The sequence below is a fragment of the Hydrocarboniclastica marina genome (assembly GCF_004851605.1).
Taxonomy (GTDB): domain Bacteria; phylum Pseudomonadota; class Gammaproteobacteria; order Pseudomonadales; family Oleiphilaceae; genus Hydrocarboniclastica; species Hydrocarboniclastica marina.
Genome location: NZ_CP031093.1, coordinates 1,276,537 through 1,293,687, shown reverse-complemented (window position 1 = coordinate 1,293,687; position 17,151 = coordinate 1,276,537). Strand labels below are relative to the sequence as shown.

6 protein-coding genes are annotated in these 17,151 nt (G+C 58.1%); 3 read left to right on the top strand and 3 right to left on the bottom strand.

The genetic code is table 11. The annotated features are described in order from the left end of the window. Nucleotides 1-207 precede the first annotated feature (207 nt). Nucleotides 208-6,618: a DUF2341 domain-containing protein gene (locus tag soil367_RS05785; RefSeq protein WP_136547812.1), complete on the bottom strand. Its 6,411-nt coding sequence runs from the start codon at nt 6,616-6,618 to the stop codon at nt 208-210. A 194-nt stretch (nt 6,619-6,812) separates the two neighbouring features. On the opposite strand from soil367_RS05785, the gene soil367_RS05780 reads away from it, so the two are divergent. Next, nucleotides 6,813-7,943: a two-partner secretion domain-containing protein gene (locus tag soil367_RS05780; RefSeq protein WP_136547810.1), complete on the top strand. Its 1,131-nt coding sequence runs from the start codon at nt 6,813-6,815 to the stop codon at nt 7,941-7,943. A gap of 179 nt (nt 7,944-8,122) precedes the next feature. On the opposite strand, the gene soil367_RS05775 is transcribed toward soil367_RS05780, so the two are convergent. Then, nucleotides 8,123-9,340, bottom strand: coding sequence for a sensor histidine kinase, YfiR-like protein-associated (locus soil367_RS05775; RefSeq protein ID WP_136547808.1), 1,218 nt, complete (start codon nt 9,338-9,340; stop codon nt 8,123-8,125). A gap of 235 nt (nt 9,341-9,575) precedes the next feature. Between soil367_RS05775 and soil367_RS05770 the strand changes: the two genes are divergently transcribed. Next, on the top strand, nt 9,576-11,294 hold the full coding sequence (locus tag soil367_RS05770) for a ShlB/FhaC/HecB family hemolysin secretion/activation protein (RefSeq protein ID WP_136547806.1): 1,719 nt from the start codon (nt 9,576-9,578) through the stop codon (nt 11,292-11,294). Between the two features lie 10 nt (nt 11,295-11,304). Further along, nucleotides 11,305-11,877, top strand: a complete 573-nt coding sequence (locus soil367_RS05765; RefSeq protein WP_136547804.1) for a YfiR family protein — start codon at nt 11,305-11,307, stop codon at nt 11,875-11,877. Nucleotides 11,878-12,031: 154 nt separating this feature from the next. Here the strand turns inward: soil367_RS05765 and soil367_RS05760 are convergent, their stop codons facing one another. Beyond that, nucleotides 12,032-16,819, bottom strand: coding sequence for an EAL domain-containing protein (locus tag soil367_RS05760; RefSeq protein ID WP_136547802.1), 4,788 nt, complete (start codon nt 16,817-16,819; stop codon nt 12,032-12,034). Nucleotides 16,820-17,151: the final 332 nt, after the last annotated feature.

The window sequence follows — 17,151 nt, the reverse complement described above, 5'->3', positions numbered from 1 at the left end:
TGCACAGGAGGACGTCCCAGATTCCGTTCGAGCGCTGAAACACAGTTTCGCTATGATCTCTACTCAACTACCATCTTAAAGCCCGCTTGGGATAATGTGGCGTATGTGTCCAGATCGTAAGTGCGAGGTGGTGCATGCGTGTTCGTTAGCTACCACCAACATGAGCTTATGGGCAATGAGGCGGGGAAAACAAGAGGGTCCGCGCCCTCAGGGGGCGGGACTGACAAGCACGCGTGTATCTGCAAGCCAACCAGTGGGAACGATTCTCTGGCTGTAATACATCAATCTGATTTCAGCCGCCGACATGGCATGCCGACCATAGCGTACCTCGTCAAAGGTTGCGCCGGTCGCGCCGAAAACGAGGCTCTGGTTATTTTCCATGCTGGCGGTCACGGTAGCCGATGCCACCTGTGTTCCGTTTTGGTAGAAACGTAGGGTTGAGCCATCGTAGACCGCCGTAAAGAGAATCCAGGAAGGATCAGGGCTACCCCAATCATCGAATGCTCCGCCGCCCAGTCTAGTGCCGTTGAGGTTAAAAAACTCTGATGACAAATCACAAATATAGCCACGACCGTAGCCTCCCAGCTTCCAGTGGGATCCGGACGTACCGCGATAAATGAGATTTGCAGCTGTTATAGAGCTAAATGGTCCCGCACAAGCTCCCGGGTCAGCCTGATCTATCCACGCGCTGACCGTGAATGGTTGATTACCCGACACATTAAACGAAGATGCGTAGCTCGCCACCATAGCATTGTTGCTGGTAAATGATCGCCCGGCGCCAGCGATCCCCGTTACGCTAGTACCCTGCCCGCTATTGAGCATGGCGTTATTGCCATAGGCTGTCGAGTCGACAGCGGCTGACGTTGAGCCAGTCTCGTTCAGGTGCCAAACCGCCGAGTACTTGCTCCAGACACCATCCGGATTCTGCCCATCGGATGCCCCTGCACCGCCGTCATAAAGCAGCGTAAAGAAGTTGCGGTCGCTCGAAGTCGCGCCGTTCGTGTTGCCATAGACCACGGGCACCTTGACCCAAAGCTCGGCCGCATTGTTAGCCTGATCCCAGCGCTCGATCTCATAGTCCAGCAGAGATCCATCCGGGGCCATGACACGAATATCCCGGGCATCAGCCTCGGTCGCATCAATAATGCTGGCGCTGGTGATCCGCACCAGTACCGGGAAGTCAGTAACATCCGAGCCTACGCCGGCACCGGACGATGTGGTATCCAGGTTATAACGTTGGGTAGCGTTAAACGTTGCAATATCATCCTGATTAACAAGGCCATCGATGAACAACTCGGCGCCCCTGGATACATACTTTCTATAAGTATCCGCCCCTACCGTCTCCGTACCGTCGCCCAGCCAGAGATCACCCGGTTTTACCGACACCGTATCGCTGCCATCACCGACGACATACAGCTGGTGGGTCTCACGGGACATTCCCAACAGGCTCAGGGGGTCAAGATTGATGGCATTGCCCTGACCATTAAGGTCGACCAGCTCAATTCCGTCAATGCGGCTCGAAGCCATAGTGGTCAGGTCCAGAGTCATGCCGGAACCGGCAAACTGCAGCACATCCATGCCAGTAACTGGATTTCCACGCCCGCCACGGATCTTGCTAAACGACAAATCTGCGATAGAAATAATGTCCATGCCAGCGCCGGTCGATACCGCATCCGCACCGCCGCCGCCCGAGACCAGATCGTCTCCCGAACTGCCGATGATCAGCTCATTCGCAAATGATCCCGTCGTGCCAACCAGGTGATTCGTGCCGTAGCTGTCGCCCAGTATGGCCGCGACCTGACCGGCGCCGGCCGCTACCGTCGAGTTGCCGGGGGCACCCAGCGCTACGTCGCTGAAGCCGTCGCCGTTAAAATCGCCGCCGCCCAGCGCACGGCCCAGCTGGTCGCCAGCGCTGCCACCGGCTACGCTGATGAATTGGTCATCCGCAAGAACAAAGAGGTCTGTGGCTGCCCTGTCTGAACGGCTACCTTTGAGAACCCAGACGGCGCCGGCATCGGCCGCAGTCATATCGCTCAGGTGCGCTCCCAATAACAGGTCGTCTATACCATCCGCATTAAAATCCCCGGCAGAGGCAATCGCGTGGCCGAAGGCGTCACCGCTGGCGTCACTGGTAATGGCGTAGCCATCATCGGCGACCATGATATCGAGGTTCTGGCCGCTGTAGCTCGCTGCTTCATAGCCATAAACAATATAAACGGTGTCAACGCCCGGTGCGCCTGCAGCCAGATCGGCAATACCGTCGCCGTTAAAATCACCTGCCGCCACTGACGTTCCGAGGCGGCCTTCGGCTAACGCGGTGGTGAGGGCCAGCCCTTCCGCTGCGCCGAGGGTGGTTACATCGCCGTCGACAAGCGCATCGCCACCAAATACCAGATAGGCAGCACCCGCGTTGAAGGCCAGGTTGCTCGCGCCGGACGCGCCGAGCAGAAGGTCCGCATAGCCGTTATTGTTAAAGTCGTGAACGAAGCTGACGCTTTGGCCGAGCTGCCAGCCAGCATTGCTGCCCGGCGTCAGCAGAATGCCTGAATCATCCAGCGCCGCCAGATCCAGATTGGGCCGCGTCGGAGCCCGCTCGCCCCAGACCACGTAAGCCAATCCGGCGTCGAGGCCCTGCAAATCGCTGCCGGGATGTCCAATCACCAGGTCATGAACGCCGTCGCCATTCATATCACCGCCGATCGCGAGGGTTTGACCATTGTTCGGGATCAACACACCCTCTCCCAAAAGCTGGCCAGCCTCCGAGCCCAGGACCACAATACCAGCGGCGTTGGTCGCTCCGGCGCTGTGATTAAACCCGGAAAGCATTACGTCACCGCGCGTCGAACCCGCCTGCCCCCAGATAACATACACAGCACCCGCATCTACGCCGCCGGCATCGCTTCCCGGGGCGCCGATAACAATGTCGTCGTAGCCGTCGCCGTTGAAATCTCCGGCCCCGCCACCGAGGCTCGCGCCAAGAACATCCCCAGCGGCACGGCCCAATATCCGAAACCCGCTCGCGGCGCTAATGGCGCCGCCCGCGCCTAACGTAATGTCAGCAGGCGGCGAAGCGTCTCTGCCCCAGAGGACGTAAACCACACCGTTGCCGATGCCCGGCGCCGCCACTGCATAGTCTTCGAAGCCATCACCATTCACATCACCGACGCCCGCAAGCGAAGCCCCCAGAGCGCCGCCTGCCTGGTTCCCAGACACGATAGAGCCATTGTCACCTGGATCACCGGCGTTAATGCTCTGCCCAGCAACAACCAGGTCCTTGGTACCACTGAGTGAACCCGCGCTGCCTGGAATCGGCAGTGTCAGATCGGCATCCGCATAGGTCGCCGTTCGGATACGGCTGCCGCCAAGGCCAAGGGCGCCGGTGTTCAAATACCCCAGATCCGGTGAGATGTCGCCATATTCCACTGTGTAGTTGAAAGTCAGCACCGCACTGCCGGTCCCTGCAGCGTACGTGGCAATGCCTGTGCCGCCGTCCAGATCCAGCGCCAGTACAGGCGAACCATCGGTGACGTTCACAGCTTCACTAAAAGTGACATGCACGGGTATGACCGCACCGGTGGCGTATGTGCCATCGGCAAGCGGCGAACTGATACCGGTAACCGTAGCGACCGAGCCAGGCGAAGTCTCGAAGGACCAGGTCCCGTTACCGGCGAATCCGGCATACGTAACGCCGTTAGTGTTCTGGAGGGCACCGGCGTCCAGCTCTACATAGTAGGCAACACCGGCGTCCATCAAGGGTATATCAAAGCTAACCACGTCAGTGCCGACTACTGTAGCGCTGGCGCCAGCTATGTCGACGGTGGCAAAGACTGAGTCGTCACTCACCCTCTTGAGACGGAGGTTGCCAGTGCCGCGTTCGATTGCTTCGTTGAACCGTATAGACAGGTCAGCAGCCGGGGAAGTACCGGTAGCGCCATTCGGCGGATAAAGCATGTCAACCGCCGTCGCTGCGGTAGTGAAGGCCCAACTGGTCGAATCCGAGATGCCGGCGTAGGCATTCCCGGCCAGATCAGTCAGGCTGCCGCTATCGATCAGCACATAGTAAGTCGTGCCACCGATGAGCGAGCTGTTCAGGTTGATGGACAGCGTATCCGTGCCACGGCCCGTGACCCGGGCGTCACTAAGCGGTACCTGCTCAATGACGGCATTATTGGACTGCCGATATACAGAGAGCTGGCCGCTGCTTGCAAAAACCCGCTCGCCGAAGGAAACCGTCAGGGTTCCGTCAAAGCCAACGCCGGTCGCGCCGCTGGCGGGACTAACGACCGTTGTGGCAGGGGCGGTGGTGTCCACAACAAGGTCAAACACCGGGGATTGCGCTGAAATAACACCAACCGTGCTGGTCGCCCGGGCGGACACGTCATAGCTGCCCTCTGCCAAGGCAGGGCCGGGACTGTTCCATGTCCAGAGGCCGCTACCGTTCGTGGTCACCACAGGGGTCTGGGCCACGCTGTTTATCAATAGCTCCACGGCGGAACCGGGCTCTGCCGTGCCGGTAAAAGCCAGGCTGGTGTCACTGGTTACGCCGTCGCCATTGGTGCCGGTGTCGCCAGACATGCTGCTTATTGTCGGGGCAGCGATAACCGTGCTGATGGTGAGACTCAGAGGCGTGGACCCAGAAGAGGTATTACCCGCCCCATCCGCGGATCGGGCAGTTATGTTATAGCTCCCGGTCGACAGGGGCGCATCCGTAGTGTCCAGCGTCCAGTTTCCACCTCCATCCGCGGTGACCATACCCAGCGAACTGCTGTTGGCATAGACGTGCACGAAAGCGCCGGCTGTTGCTGAGCCGGAAAACTGAAGCTCACCCGTGTTGGTGATGCTGTCGCCGGTGACACCGGAGTCGGGCGCAAAAGCCAGGCCCGAGGGCACCGCCGGCGCTACAGTATCCACCGTCATGGAGAAGGATCCTGACGCGGCACTGGTGTTGCCAGCCAGGTCGGTGGCAGTGGCGGTTATTGCGTAAGTGCCGTCGGCAAAAGGTCCGCCCAGGTCTGCCAGAGCCCAGAGGCCGTTGCTGGCCACTACGGCGGTGCCAGCTTCAGTGCCGCCCACATAGACGGTGATCACTTCGCCGGCGGTGCCGGATCCCTGCAGGGCGAGAGACGCGGCTGAAGTAAGGCCGTCGCTGCTATCGGTTCCGCTGTCCGGGCTTATGCCAGCAATGGTCGGCGCTGAGGGCGCGGTCACATCAACCACCACGGTGATTGGCGCGGATATGGCAGACGTATTACCCGCGGTATCTGTGGCGTCCGCGGTAATTGTGTAAGACCCATCAGGTAGCGGGCTGGCGCTATTATCAAGACTCCAGGTGCCGTCTGTGCCGACCACTGTGGTGCCAGCGGAATCGCCATCCACAAAGACTTCCGTAACCGAACCAGGGTCACCGGTGCCGGTAAAGGTCAGCTCGTTTTCGCCGGTTACCCCGTCCGTGGTATCGCTCCCGGTGTCCGGTGCAATCACCAGACCTGCCGGCACTGAAGGGGCCACGGTATCAATTTCCACCGATACACTAGAGGACACGTCGCTGGTGTTGCCGGCCGGGTCCGTAACCACCGCACTATAGTCGTAGTCGCCGTCCGGCAGCGTTGTATCGCTGTCCTCGAACTGCCAGTCACCGTTCTCATCGGCAGTTACATTACCGACCGGCGTGCCATCACGTATCACCTCGACTGCACTGCCGGGCTCGGTCGTGCCACCAATAATCACTGCGGGATTGTTGGATACCCCGCTGCCGCCACTGCTGTCGTTGTCAATGCCGATAGTCGGCGGCGCAGCGACGAGATCGACATGGACAGAATAGGCAGCCGAGGTAGCGCTTATCTGCCCTTCATATTCAGTCCGGGCAGAAAAAGGGTGAATACCCGCCGGCAGAGACTCACTGCGATAGTCAAATAGCCAATTGCCATCTTGGTCGGCAGCGGTCGACACGAGGGCAAGCCCGTTCAGGTAGACCATCACCGGCAGGTTCGGCGTGGCGACACCGAACAGCTCGATCTCGGTAGCCGATGTTATGCCGTCAGCATCATCAATACCCGTATCAGGCAAAATGCCCAAAATGACGGGCGCAGGCATGGCATCGGGCAAATAGGCGAAATTGAACGTTTGCTCTGCAGCGAGCTTCTCACCACGGCTTGTCACACGCGTTGCGGCCAGCTCATGAGCGCCTTCCGGTAGCGGGACTGACTGGTAGTCAAACACCCAGGTCCCATCGGACCGGCCCATCGCCGAGCCAATGAATTCGCCGTCGAGCTCTAACTCAACGGAATCACCTTTGGCAGACTGGCCAAGGAAGCCCACTGTATTATCGTTGGTGATCCCCAGTTCAACGATACCGCTGTTTGTCGCGAGGCCCTGAATACGGGGACGGGAAACCGGCGCTTCCGGTACGCGTACAGGCACACCGGCCAGGTCAATGGGAAGAGTTATATCCGGGGGGAGCAGAGCTTCAGGAAGTTCGTCAGGAAGGTCAACAGGCAGTTCAACGGGCAGGTCTTCAACACCCGGAAGAAGCAAACTCTGCACCTGTGTCCGGGAGCCAGACTCGTCATCGCCACCGCAGGAGGCCAGAAACACCGGTAGCAAAAGCACCAGAATCATTCGGCACGGAAAACCCTGAGACCGTTGCACCTTTATGCTTACTCTCCGCAAGTCCCTCCATGGAGCCTGAAAATTGATCCGTCAGGGCGTAACCGTAGTGAATGTATAAAACCCTGCTATGCTCAACTGTAGCTCAGTTTTGACAAAGCTCAGCAGAGAATATGTAAAAATACGTTACACTTCGGCTTGAAATTATGACGCAGATAAAAGCTCCAAAAGGACTGCGGCGTGTGGCTGGCTTTGCGGTTCTTACGTCATTTACGGCGCTGGCACATGCAGGCCCCCAGAACGGCACCATTGCGTTTGGACAGGGCAGCATCGCCCAGGCTGGCGTGGACACAAACATAAGCCAGACCAGTGACCGCATGGCGATCGATTGGGCGTCGTTTAACATCGGCGCCGGTGAGTCGGTCAACTTCACTCAGCCCGATGCTGGCGCCATCGCCCTCAACCGGGACTTCTCCGGCAACGTGAGTCAGATATTCGGTAGCCTGAACGCCAACGGTCAGGTCTTCCTGCTGAACAGCGCGGGCGTGCTGATCGGCAGCACAGGCGCCATCAGCGCCGGCGGCCTGCTTATTTCTGACCGGGACTTGAACCTGGACGATTTCGCAGAGGGAAGCTTCCTGTTGGATTCCACGGGTGAGACCAGCCAGGGCATTCGGAACGAGGGTACGGTTTCTGTCGGCGCAGGTGGTGCACACTTCATAACCCGCCAGGTATTCAACAGTGGCGCACTCAGCACGTCTGATGGCGGCGACATAAGCTTTACCTTCACCGACGGCGCTACCGTATCAGTAGAAGGTGCGGACAGTCGGGTTTCCGTTGAAGCCGGCAGCCCGATGGATGAGTTGTCTGGGAACGACCTGTTGACCAATACGGCAGCCGGGTCAATTGTTACGGTGGGAGGCAACATACGCCTGACCGCCAATTACTACAGCGAGCTGAGCCCTGTCCCGGTCAATAATGAAGGTCTGGTAAATGCGATTGCAGTCAGTGGCGAGGGTGGAAGAATTTTTCTGGTGGATAACCCGGTAATACGGGTGGCAGAACCGACGCCCGCCCCTGTCGAACCCTCTGTGCCAGGCATGTCCGACGAGGAATTCCGGGATCAGATCGTCAGCGAGCAGGACAGCAGCCCGGGGGGCGAAGGGTCTTCTTCCAGCGAGTTCGCCGGCACGGGTTTGGACACTCCCGTTACTCTGGACGATCTGGTCGCCGCCTGTGATCCGTTACAGGACGGGGCAGCGAGAAATTGTGAACGGGAAGAGGCTGTGAAGCGCTACCTGGGGCGCTTGCTGGTTAATGGGCGGCTACCGCAGTAAAGCAGGAGCACTACACCCTTTGCTCTCGCTCTTTTCTTTACTCCTCACTCACCGCTTCTGGTCGCCAGCTGTATCGGGAGTCCGATGACTGGCTATCGCCGATCCTGTTCAAACAGCGGGGCGTTCCAGCGGGTTTTGCCGTTGAGGGCTGGCGGCTGTTTCTCCTTTAGCTCAGCCAATCAGGTTCTTGCAAAAAACTGGTAGTTATTCCGCCCTTCATCTTTGGCCCGATATACCGCCAGGTCGGCTTTCTTCAGCAGACTGCTGACGTCATCCGAAGACTCGGATATTGCACCGCCGATGCTGGCGGACATATTCAGCTCACCCCCGGGCCAGCTGAACGGCGGCTCAAAGTTCTCCAGTATCCGACGAGCGGTCGCGGCGAGGTCTTCCTCTCTCACGATGTCGGTCTGGAGCACCGTAAACTCATCCCCTGCCAGGCGGAAGGCCGTACCGGTTGTTGGCATGGCTGACTCCAGGCGGCGTGCGCACGACTGCAGGAAAAGATCGCCAACATCGTGGCCCAGCGTATCGTTGACCTGCTTGAAACGGTCCAGGTCCACGAAAATAATGCCGACCCTACCCCTGGATTGGCCACTGTTAGCGTCCTCCAGCAGTTTCTCCAGCCGTTCGGTAAAGCTCCGCCGGTTCGGCAGCATAGTCAGCGTATCGTAATAGGCGATTGCAGTGAGCTGTTTCTTGTCCTGCTCGATACGCGTCAGCATGGCATTAAAGGCATGTACCGTTTCGCCGATCTCATCCTCATTGGTGGTGCTGGCGCGGGTGGAGTAGTTGCCGTCAAACGTGACCCTGTGAGCGACCTCACCCAGCCTGACGATCGGCTCATAGATCATCCTTTGCAGGCGGGAGGTCAGCAGCAGTGCGGCAAACAACGCCAGTATGAGTATGAGCGCGTTAGCAATCACCTGGTTGGCCAGTCTACGGTCCAGGTCAGAGAGGTCGGTACGAACGACCACCGTGCCGATCCTCTGGCGGTTGAGTACAACAGGCTGGGAAACCATCAGGTAGCCCCCGTCGAAATACCGCCCTTCCGGCCGGGGCCGCGCTTCACACTGGGATGGCGCGCCAGCGGCGAGCGCCTTGGCAAAAAGATGGCCAGGGGCACTATACATACAGGCAGAGACGATCGATCGGCGAAATAACAGCGCCGCCAGGTTTTCGGTCGCGCGGGTGACATCGTTAAAGCTGAGTGCCGCGGCGCTACGGGAGGCAATAACCTGCGTCAGGACGGTCATTTCCTCCGAAAGAATTTCGCGCTGCTTTTCCCGGTCATAGACGACCATACTCGCTACAGATATCACCAGCGCCAGGCTGGTGGTCAGTATCACGACCAGCATGAGTTTGTACTTGATGCTCAGTTTGCGAAATCGAAACATAACGCCCGAAAAATCTGTGGTGAATAAGCTGTCGGGAACGCAAGCGCACACGCTCTTGCCCAACTCCGCTTGTCTTACAAACGCTGCGTTGCAACCCGTAGTATAGGCGCCATTTTCATAAACTTACGGCCTTGAGTGGTTAAATGTCGCAAACGAATGTTACCGGCTGTGCCATATACACGATCAGCACCTATACTTCTGAAACACAAGGCAACCACACAGAACCCGCGACGCTATGCCCCAGCCATACATCCCCGCCTGCTCTTCGCGGACGGATCATAACAAAAACAGATCTCGGGGGTTCGGAACGGCCAACGCTTTCGTCGGCTTCTTTCGCCTGTTCACGCTATCCCTGGCTCTGACTTTGGGCGCCGGTGCGGCAAACGCCGTTGAAGTGCGCTTTGAGTTCGGCCCCAGGGCGGCACCCGTTGCCAACGGCGAGCCAGGCCTTGATGCCATAGAAAACGGCCGGGTGACGGTCCGCAGCGTCAGCCTCAAGGGCCGTCCCGTAGAGTTTCCCGACCTCGGTATCTCCCGAGCCCGACTTGAACAAATACTCGTCCGGCACATCAGAAAGAACGAAGGCCACATGAGTGTCTCGGACATGCACCGGATGGCCGATGAGCTCACGCTTTTTTACCGCGAGCAGGGGCTCTCCTTCGCGGAGGTCTATGTGACGCCGCAGGAGATCATCCAGGGCCATCTGGTCATGGATGTCGTTATCGGTCTGCTTTCGGAGCTCCGACTGGTGGGCAACGCCCATTACGGCACTGATCAGATTCTCGATGCTTTCAATGGTTTGTTGCTGGCGCCCGTTTTCGCCCCTGACATAGAAGCCGCCCTCGAACGCCTCAACCGTCTGCCAGGCCTGGAAGTATTCGGCGTCTTCTCCATGGGCACGCACCCCGGTGAAACACGGCTCAACCTAAAAGTAAGAGAAGATAACCCGCGGGAAACACTGCTTCGCCTCGACAACCATGGCATCAAAAACACCGGTAAATACCGCGCCATCCTCCAGCACAAGGAACACAACCTGTTCCGGACCGGTGGTAGCTTTACGGCTACAGCCATGACAACTGAAGAAGGGGGCAACCTCTTTGGCGGCCTCAGCTATCGCCAGCCCGTTGGTCTCGCCCATACGTTCGCCGCTTCCGTGAGCCACAACCAGTTCGCGATCAACGGCGAGTTTGAAGCACTCGGCCTCCAGGGCACGCTTCAGGACGCAACCATGGGCTGGGAGTATTTGCCGGAACACAGCCCAGCCTACAACGCGACGCTAGGTCTAAACGTTTCGGGCCGGAAGGCCGACATCATCAGCGACGAGTTTCGCGAACTGTTGGAGTCGGATTACCAATACGTCGCTATCACGCCCTTTATAAGGCTGGAACAATCAAAAGCCCGCTGGCGGCTACGCCATGTTCTCAACATCTCCCCCAGTTTCGGCAGCATTCTGGACTCCACCAATACAGAGCTTGAAGACCAGTACCTGATTCTCAAAACAAACTACACTTTGCGACACCAGTGGTTGAAGGATGCGCCCGAGTACCAGATTTCGTTTGCATTCGACGCCCAGTACAGTGCCGACCCCCTGCCCGCTTCCGAGCGCCAGTCTCTCACCGGCCCATCCCAGGTGCGGGGTTTCGATGCGGGCCTCTACAGTGCGGACAGCCACTACCGGGTGTCCCTGATGCAGACCCTCTACCGCTACGACTGGGGTAGTGCCTGGCAGCTGGTGCCCTACACCTACACCGACTATGCCTATGGCCAGAAGGAGCTTGAAACCACCGACGAAGCCAGCTTTCTGAGCGCTGGCCTGGGGCTGGAGTTCGCCTACGGCAAGCGCATACAGGCCGGCTTGAACTGGGGCTACGCAATTGACAGCAGCATTAAGCCGGAAACCGGAGCGGATGAGGCTGAATCCGCCCTCTACGGTTACCTGAGTACCCGTTTCTAGGAGCCCGACCATGTTCAATCACCTTCGAGCCGGAAAGGGCATTCTGGTAGTACTGTTAACACTGTGTCTCTTCTGGACCTCAAGCGTGACGGCAAAAGAGCCGAGCCAGAGGGCCAGGGAATTTCAGGTCAAAGCGCTTTTCCTCTACAACTTTGCCAATTTTGTCGAGTGGCCCGATAAAGCGTTCGCCAATGAGGACAGCCCACTAAGGATGTGCCTGTTCGGCGCCGTGCCATTCGGCGAGTTCCTGGATGTGGTCGACGGCGTGGCTATCCGCAACCGTATCCTCCACGTGCTGCGGACTTCCGACGAAAAGGACATCAGCCAGGGTTGCCATATCCTCTTTGTAGGTATCGACCGTATAGAGCAACTTCAGGATTTCTTCCGGGACGTCAACCACCTGTTCGTGCTCAGCGTGGGCAATACCGACGGGTTCGCCGACCAGGGCGGCGGCGTGGTCAATATTTTCCGCACCCAGGATCAGCAGAAGTTCGAGATCAACCTGCAGCGGGCCATCGAACGTGGACTGTTCATCAACTCGGACTTGCTGAGCCTGGCGAGGATTATTAACGCGGAAGATTGAAGCACCAGCGCGGGCTCGGCCCAGGTTAGACCGCGGCCCATCTGGGTCGGATTATAAGCAGGCCTGAAGACGCAGCATCCCGCTATCGCCAACCACGAATTCGTCGCTGTTCTCGAAGCCGCAACGGCGACTGCTCCTTTTCGTGGCTGCAACCTCAGGCTTGCGTGCTATCGGCAACGACGGCGGTGGCTGACAGTTGGCCGGGGTAGCCGACGGAGTAGCCCTGCACATAGTCGACACCGATTTCCTTGAGTTTTTCGAGCAGTTTCTCTGACTCAACATACTCGGCAATGGTTTTCTTGCCCATGATATGGCCGATTTCATTCATCGAGCGGACCATCGCCTCGTCCATGGGATCGTCAAGAATGTTGCGCACGAACTCGCCGTCGATCTTGAGGAAATCCACCGGCAATCGCTTGAGGTAATGGTACGACGCGAATCCGCTGCCGAAATCGTCAAGGGAAAACAGGAACCCCAGCCGTTTGAACTCCTCCGCAAGCTCGATGGTCTTCGCCAGATTTCGGATGGCGGTAGTTTCGGTTATCTCAAAGCAGACTTTTTCGGTCGGGATGCGGTATTGCTTCAGCAGCGTCTCAAGGAAGCTTGGAAAGCGGTCGTCGCCGAGAGTGCTGGCGGATACGTTGATCGAGCACATGTCCAGCCCCTCAATCACAGTTGGATTGTCTGCCAGCCACTTGAATACTTTCGCTACCACATAACGGTCGAGCCGGGGCATCAGGTTGTAGCGTTCGGCCGCGTTGATGAAACTGGCCGGGGGAATCATCTGCCCGTTCTCGTCGCGCAGGCGTGAAAGGATCTCAAAGTGGCTGCCCCGTTGCTCGCCGGTGCCCAAGGCGACGATGGGCTGGGCCATCAGCTCTATATTGTCCTGCTCCAATGCCTGGCTGACGACGCTGACCCAGTACATAGCCGTGTTCTGGTTGTGGTCTTCGACGACATTCTCATCAAAGACATAGATCCGGTCCCGCCCGGCTTCCTTGGCCATGTAGCAGGCACTGTCCGCATTGTGAAGAACCTGACTGACAGATGCAGCGCTATGGTCAATCAGCGCGATACCCACACTTATTCCGAGCCGGAATGTTTTATCTTCCCAGGAAAAACGGAAGTTCCGCATGAACGCGAGCATCTCGTCGGCGACGCGATAGGCCTGCTCCGAGTTACAGTTTTCGAGAATTAGCGCAAACTCATCGCCGCCAATCCGCGCCAGCGTGTCGCGTTGGCGTATGTGGGTTTGCAGTTCTCTGGAAATCTGCCGAAGCAGCTCATCCCCTGCAGCATGACCGCATGTGTCGTTTACGATCTTGAAGCGATCCAGATCCATGAACAGCAAGGCGTGGGCCTTGCCATCATCCCGGGCGCTGGCAACGACGGTTTGCAGCCGTGATTCAAACTCGCCGCGGTTGATCAGTCCGGTGAGGTCATCATGAGCCGCACGGTGGCGAACGCGCTTGGTCAGTTCCCGGGCATAACTGACATCGAAGAAGACCGCCACCGCCCCCAGCAGACTGCCCCGATTGCTATAGACGGGTGAAACGGAAGCATCGATATGCACACTGGCGCCATCCCGGCGAACCAATACCGCGGGTTCCGGAACGGCGACGGTTTTACTTTTCTGCAGCACCAGATTAATCGGATCACCAAGCGCCTCATTGCTTTCTTCGTGCCTTAACTCAAGCACCTCTGCAGCCGGATAGCCAATAGCCAGGCTGGCATCCCACCCTGTCAGCCTCTCAGCCACCGGATTCATGCTTGTGACCCGGCCCTCGAGGTCGGTTGTTATCACGGCCTCACCGATGGACATCAAGGTAACATGGGCCAGCTCCTTCTCGGCCTGGAGCTGTTCAGTACGTTTGTTGACCTGCTTCTCCAGCTCTTCCTGTGCCCGCTGGACAGCCTGTGCTGACTGCATCTGTTCCGACACGTCGCGGATGACGCCCAGCAGCGAACCACCCTCATTGGCCTCCATGTGCCATTCGAGCCAGCTGTAGCTGCCATCCTGAACGCAAAACCGGGCATTGATGTTGGCGCTGCCGCCGTCCTGCCTTAGATGCTCCAGCTTGCCGGTAAACTGGGCGACATCCTCGGGGTGGATAAAGTCGAGGTAAGGCTTGTGTTTAAGCGTTTCTTCTTCCCAGCCAAACGCCCGGGTCCAGGCTGGATTGACCCGCTGGAAATAGCCCTCTTCATTCAGCACAAAGAATGGCAGCGATGAGAGTTCAAAGAAAACATCCCGCTCGCGGGCAGCCTGCTCGCGCTCGCGAATGTTGGCCTGCAATTGCCGGGTACGCTCTTCTACCCGCTCTTCAAGCGTACACGTCAGCTGGTTAAGCTCATCCTGCGCAGCTTTCAGGCGATCGATATTGGTGTAGGTGATGACGACCCCATCAATCTTGTTGTTACTGGTCCGGTACGGCGATATCCGGCGCAACTGCCACTGCCCTTTCTCCGATTTGACCTCGTTTTCGAGTGTTTCCAGGGTCTCAAGTGAAACGGCCGCGTCCTTGAGCAGCTCCGGGTCGTGGACCTTGAATTTAATCTCATCCAGCGGCCGTCCGACATCGGTCGGCACCAGGTTGAAAAGGTTCCTGCAGTTCGGCGTAAACAGCCGGATACACAAGGATGCGTCAATGAAGAGCGTTGCCGAGCTGATGCTCTTGAGCAAGTTGTCGAGATCGCTGTAGGCATGGTCGAGCTGGTCGACCTTGGTCTGGAGCTCACTGTTGACAGTGGACATCTCTTCATTAAGGGACTGGAGTTCCTCTTTGGATGTTTCCAGCTCCTCGTTAGTGCTCTGCAGCTCTTCGTTCATGGAGATGGCTTCCTCATGGGAAACCTTCAGCTCCTGGTTGGACGTCTCCAACTCATCAATGGTGCTGTGCAGTTCGGCCCGCGTTAGCTGCAGTTCGTCCTCCAGCTGGCGCACCAGTGCCGGTTCCTGGACGCTTGCTGCGGTCGGGGCGCCGGTTTCCGACGAGTTCTGCGATTGCGGCTGGCTAGAGCGGTCCTCAAATACGACGAGATAGTGAACAAGGTCCCCGAACGCGAGCGGGGCGACGGTAAGCACGGCATTGCCCGCTCCTTCCTCATTGCCGACGCGGATCAGGTCGGAACGTGCGAGCGATCCGGTTTCGGTAGCCTGACGAAACAGCGTCCGCAGCTTGCTCTTGACGACGCCGCGCGCCATATCGAACAGATTCCGGCTGGGCTCGCCGCTTGGCAGTTTCAGGTACGGCCCTGTCTCGCCTACAAAATAAAGTGCTTCACCCTCACGGGTTACGAGTACCGAGGGCGGCGCGAAGTGATTGACGAGGTGCCGCTGGACCCGTTCCCCGAGGCTGACGCTGCGGGTGTGCTGTGTCCCGCGCGAGGCAGAGGGTGACACATACGCCCCACGGGCGGCAGGGGGTGTTTTTCCTGCCGCGAAGGGTAAATCCGGTGCCTGGCGGCGGGCTTGCTTGCGCTGATACAAGCGGTGTCGGCGGTCTATCGGAGCGAACAGGTCATCCTTGCGCCCTATGGTTTCCGAAGAACCCAGAAAGAGGAACCCATTAGCTCGCAAGGCGAAATGGAAGAGGCCCATGATCTGATTCTGGACGTCCAGCTTCAGATATATCAATAGATTACGGCAGCTTACCAGGTCCAGCTGGGAAAACGGCGCCCCTGAAATCAGGTTCTGGAATGCGAATACAATCTCTTCGCGAATTTCTTTCCTGACCCGGAAGTAGTCGCCCTCACGAATAAAATAGCGTTCAAGCAGTGTCGCTGGCACCGAGTTACTGATGGTTTCCGGATAGAGCCCCTGGCGCGCGATATCCAGCGCCTGTTCGTCTATGTCCGTCGCGAAAATCTGGATCAGTGGCTTGCGGCCGCTCTCAGCCAACCGTTCATGCAAAAGCATGGCGATCGTGTACGCTTCTTCCCCGGTGGCGCAGCCCGGCACCCAGACCCTGATGGCCTGCTGGGTGTCCGTGCGATCTACAAGGTTTGCCAGGGCGAGATGGTCGAGGGCCGTGATGGACGCCGGGTCCCGAAAAAAAGCCGTCACAGAAATCAGGAGATCCCGATACAGCTGGTCGGCTTCCTCGTCGGACTGCTCGAGCAGCGCCAGGTAAGCTTCTTCGCTTGATTTATGGCAAAGCCCCATCCGCCGGTAAATGCGTCGGACCAGCGTTTTCTCTTTGTAGCGGGTAAAGTCATTGGGCCGTTCGTTGGATACAAATCTGATATATTCCCGCAGGGTTTCAGAGTAACCGGGCTCGGCCTTGTGGCCCTCGGGGAAATCGAACCGCAAAGCGTGCTGGATGTAATCCATGAGACGCCCGGGCATGTCCTCGACGCGGGTGACGACATCGCCAAGGTCGCGGCTGATTACTGCGCACGGCATGCCGGGGAAACCGGCCTGATCCGGGTCCTGGACCATGACCAGGCCATCCATTTCCCGGATCAGCTTGGCGCCCTCACTGCCATCTGTGCCGTTTCCCGAGAGGACAACGCCAACGCCACGGTCGCCGGAATGGTTGGCCAGAGATTGAAAAAACTGATCAACGACCTGGTCGGGATGCTCCTGTTCCAACGCGTGTGTCCGGAACCGGCCGTCCTCAAGGCTCAGTGTGAAATCGGGCGAAAGCACATGGATACGGTTAATTTCGACGGTCATGTCGTCGACTACAGGCACCACATCCATATCATTGGTCTGCCTGAGGATTTCCGGCAACGAGCTGCGGGCTTCGGGAGGCAGGTGCATCAGCACCACAAAGGCAAGCCCGCTGTCTGCCGGACACGCCTCAAAGAAACCCTGCAGCGCTTCGAGCCCTCCGGCCGATGCACCGATTCCCACAATGGGCACGCGCGATCGGGCCGTTCCTGCGTCCTGCTCTTTGCCACTTTCACTTTCTTGTTCAGCGGCATTGTTGTTATCCATAACTATACTCGCTAGGTCGTGCTGAAACCGGTGAATAGTTGTTTATGCCGGCGTTGCGTGATCCGCCTGTTCAGGTCAGGACCACCCTAAGATAGTGATAGTGGGGTCGCAAGGGTGCACAAGCGAGGGGCCGGCCATGCGCCACCGACTGAAAAAGCCCAGTAGCGTATTAGAACGCCCTGATCCACTTCTTACAACGCATTTTCGCGGGCCCGGTCAGAATGTGAATTCTGGATCAGATCTTGTCGAGAGCTTATAGCTCGCGGCGGGAAGCATCAGCCAGGGCAACAATACCAAGGACTTAGTTGGCACTTATTGCGATATATCAAGCA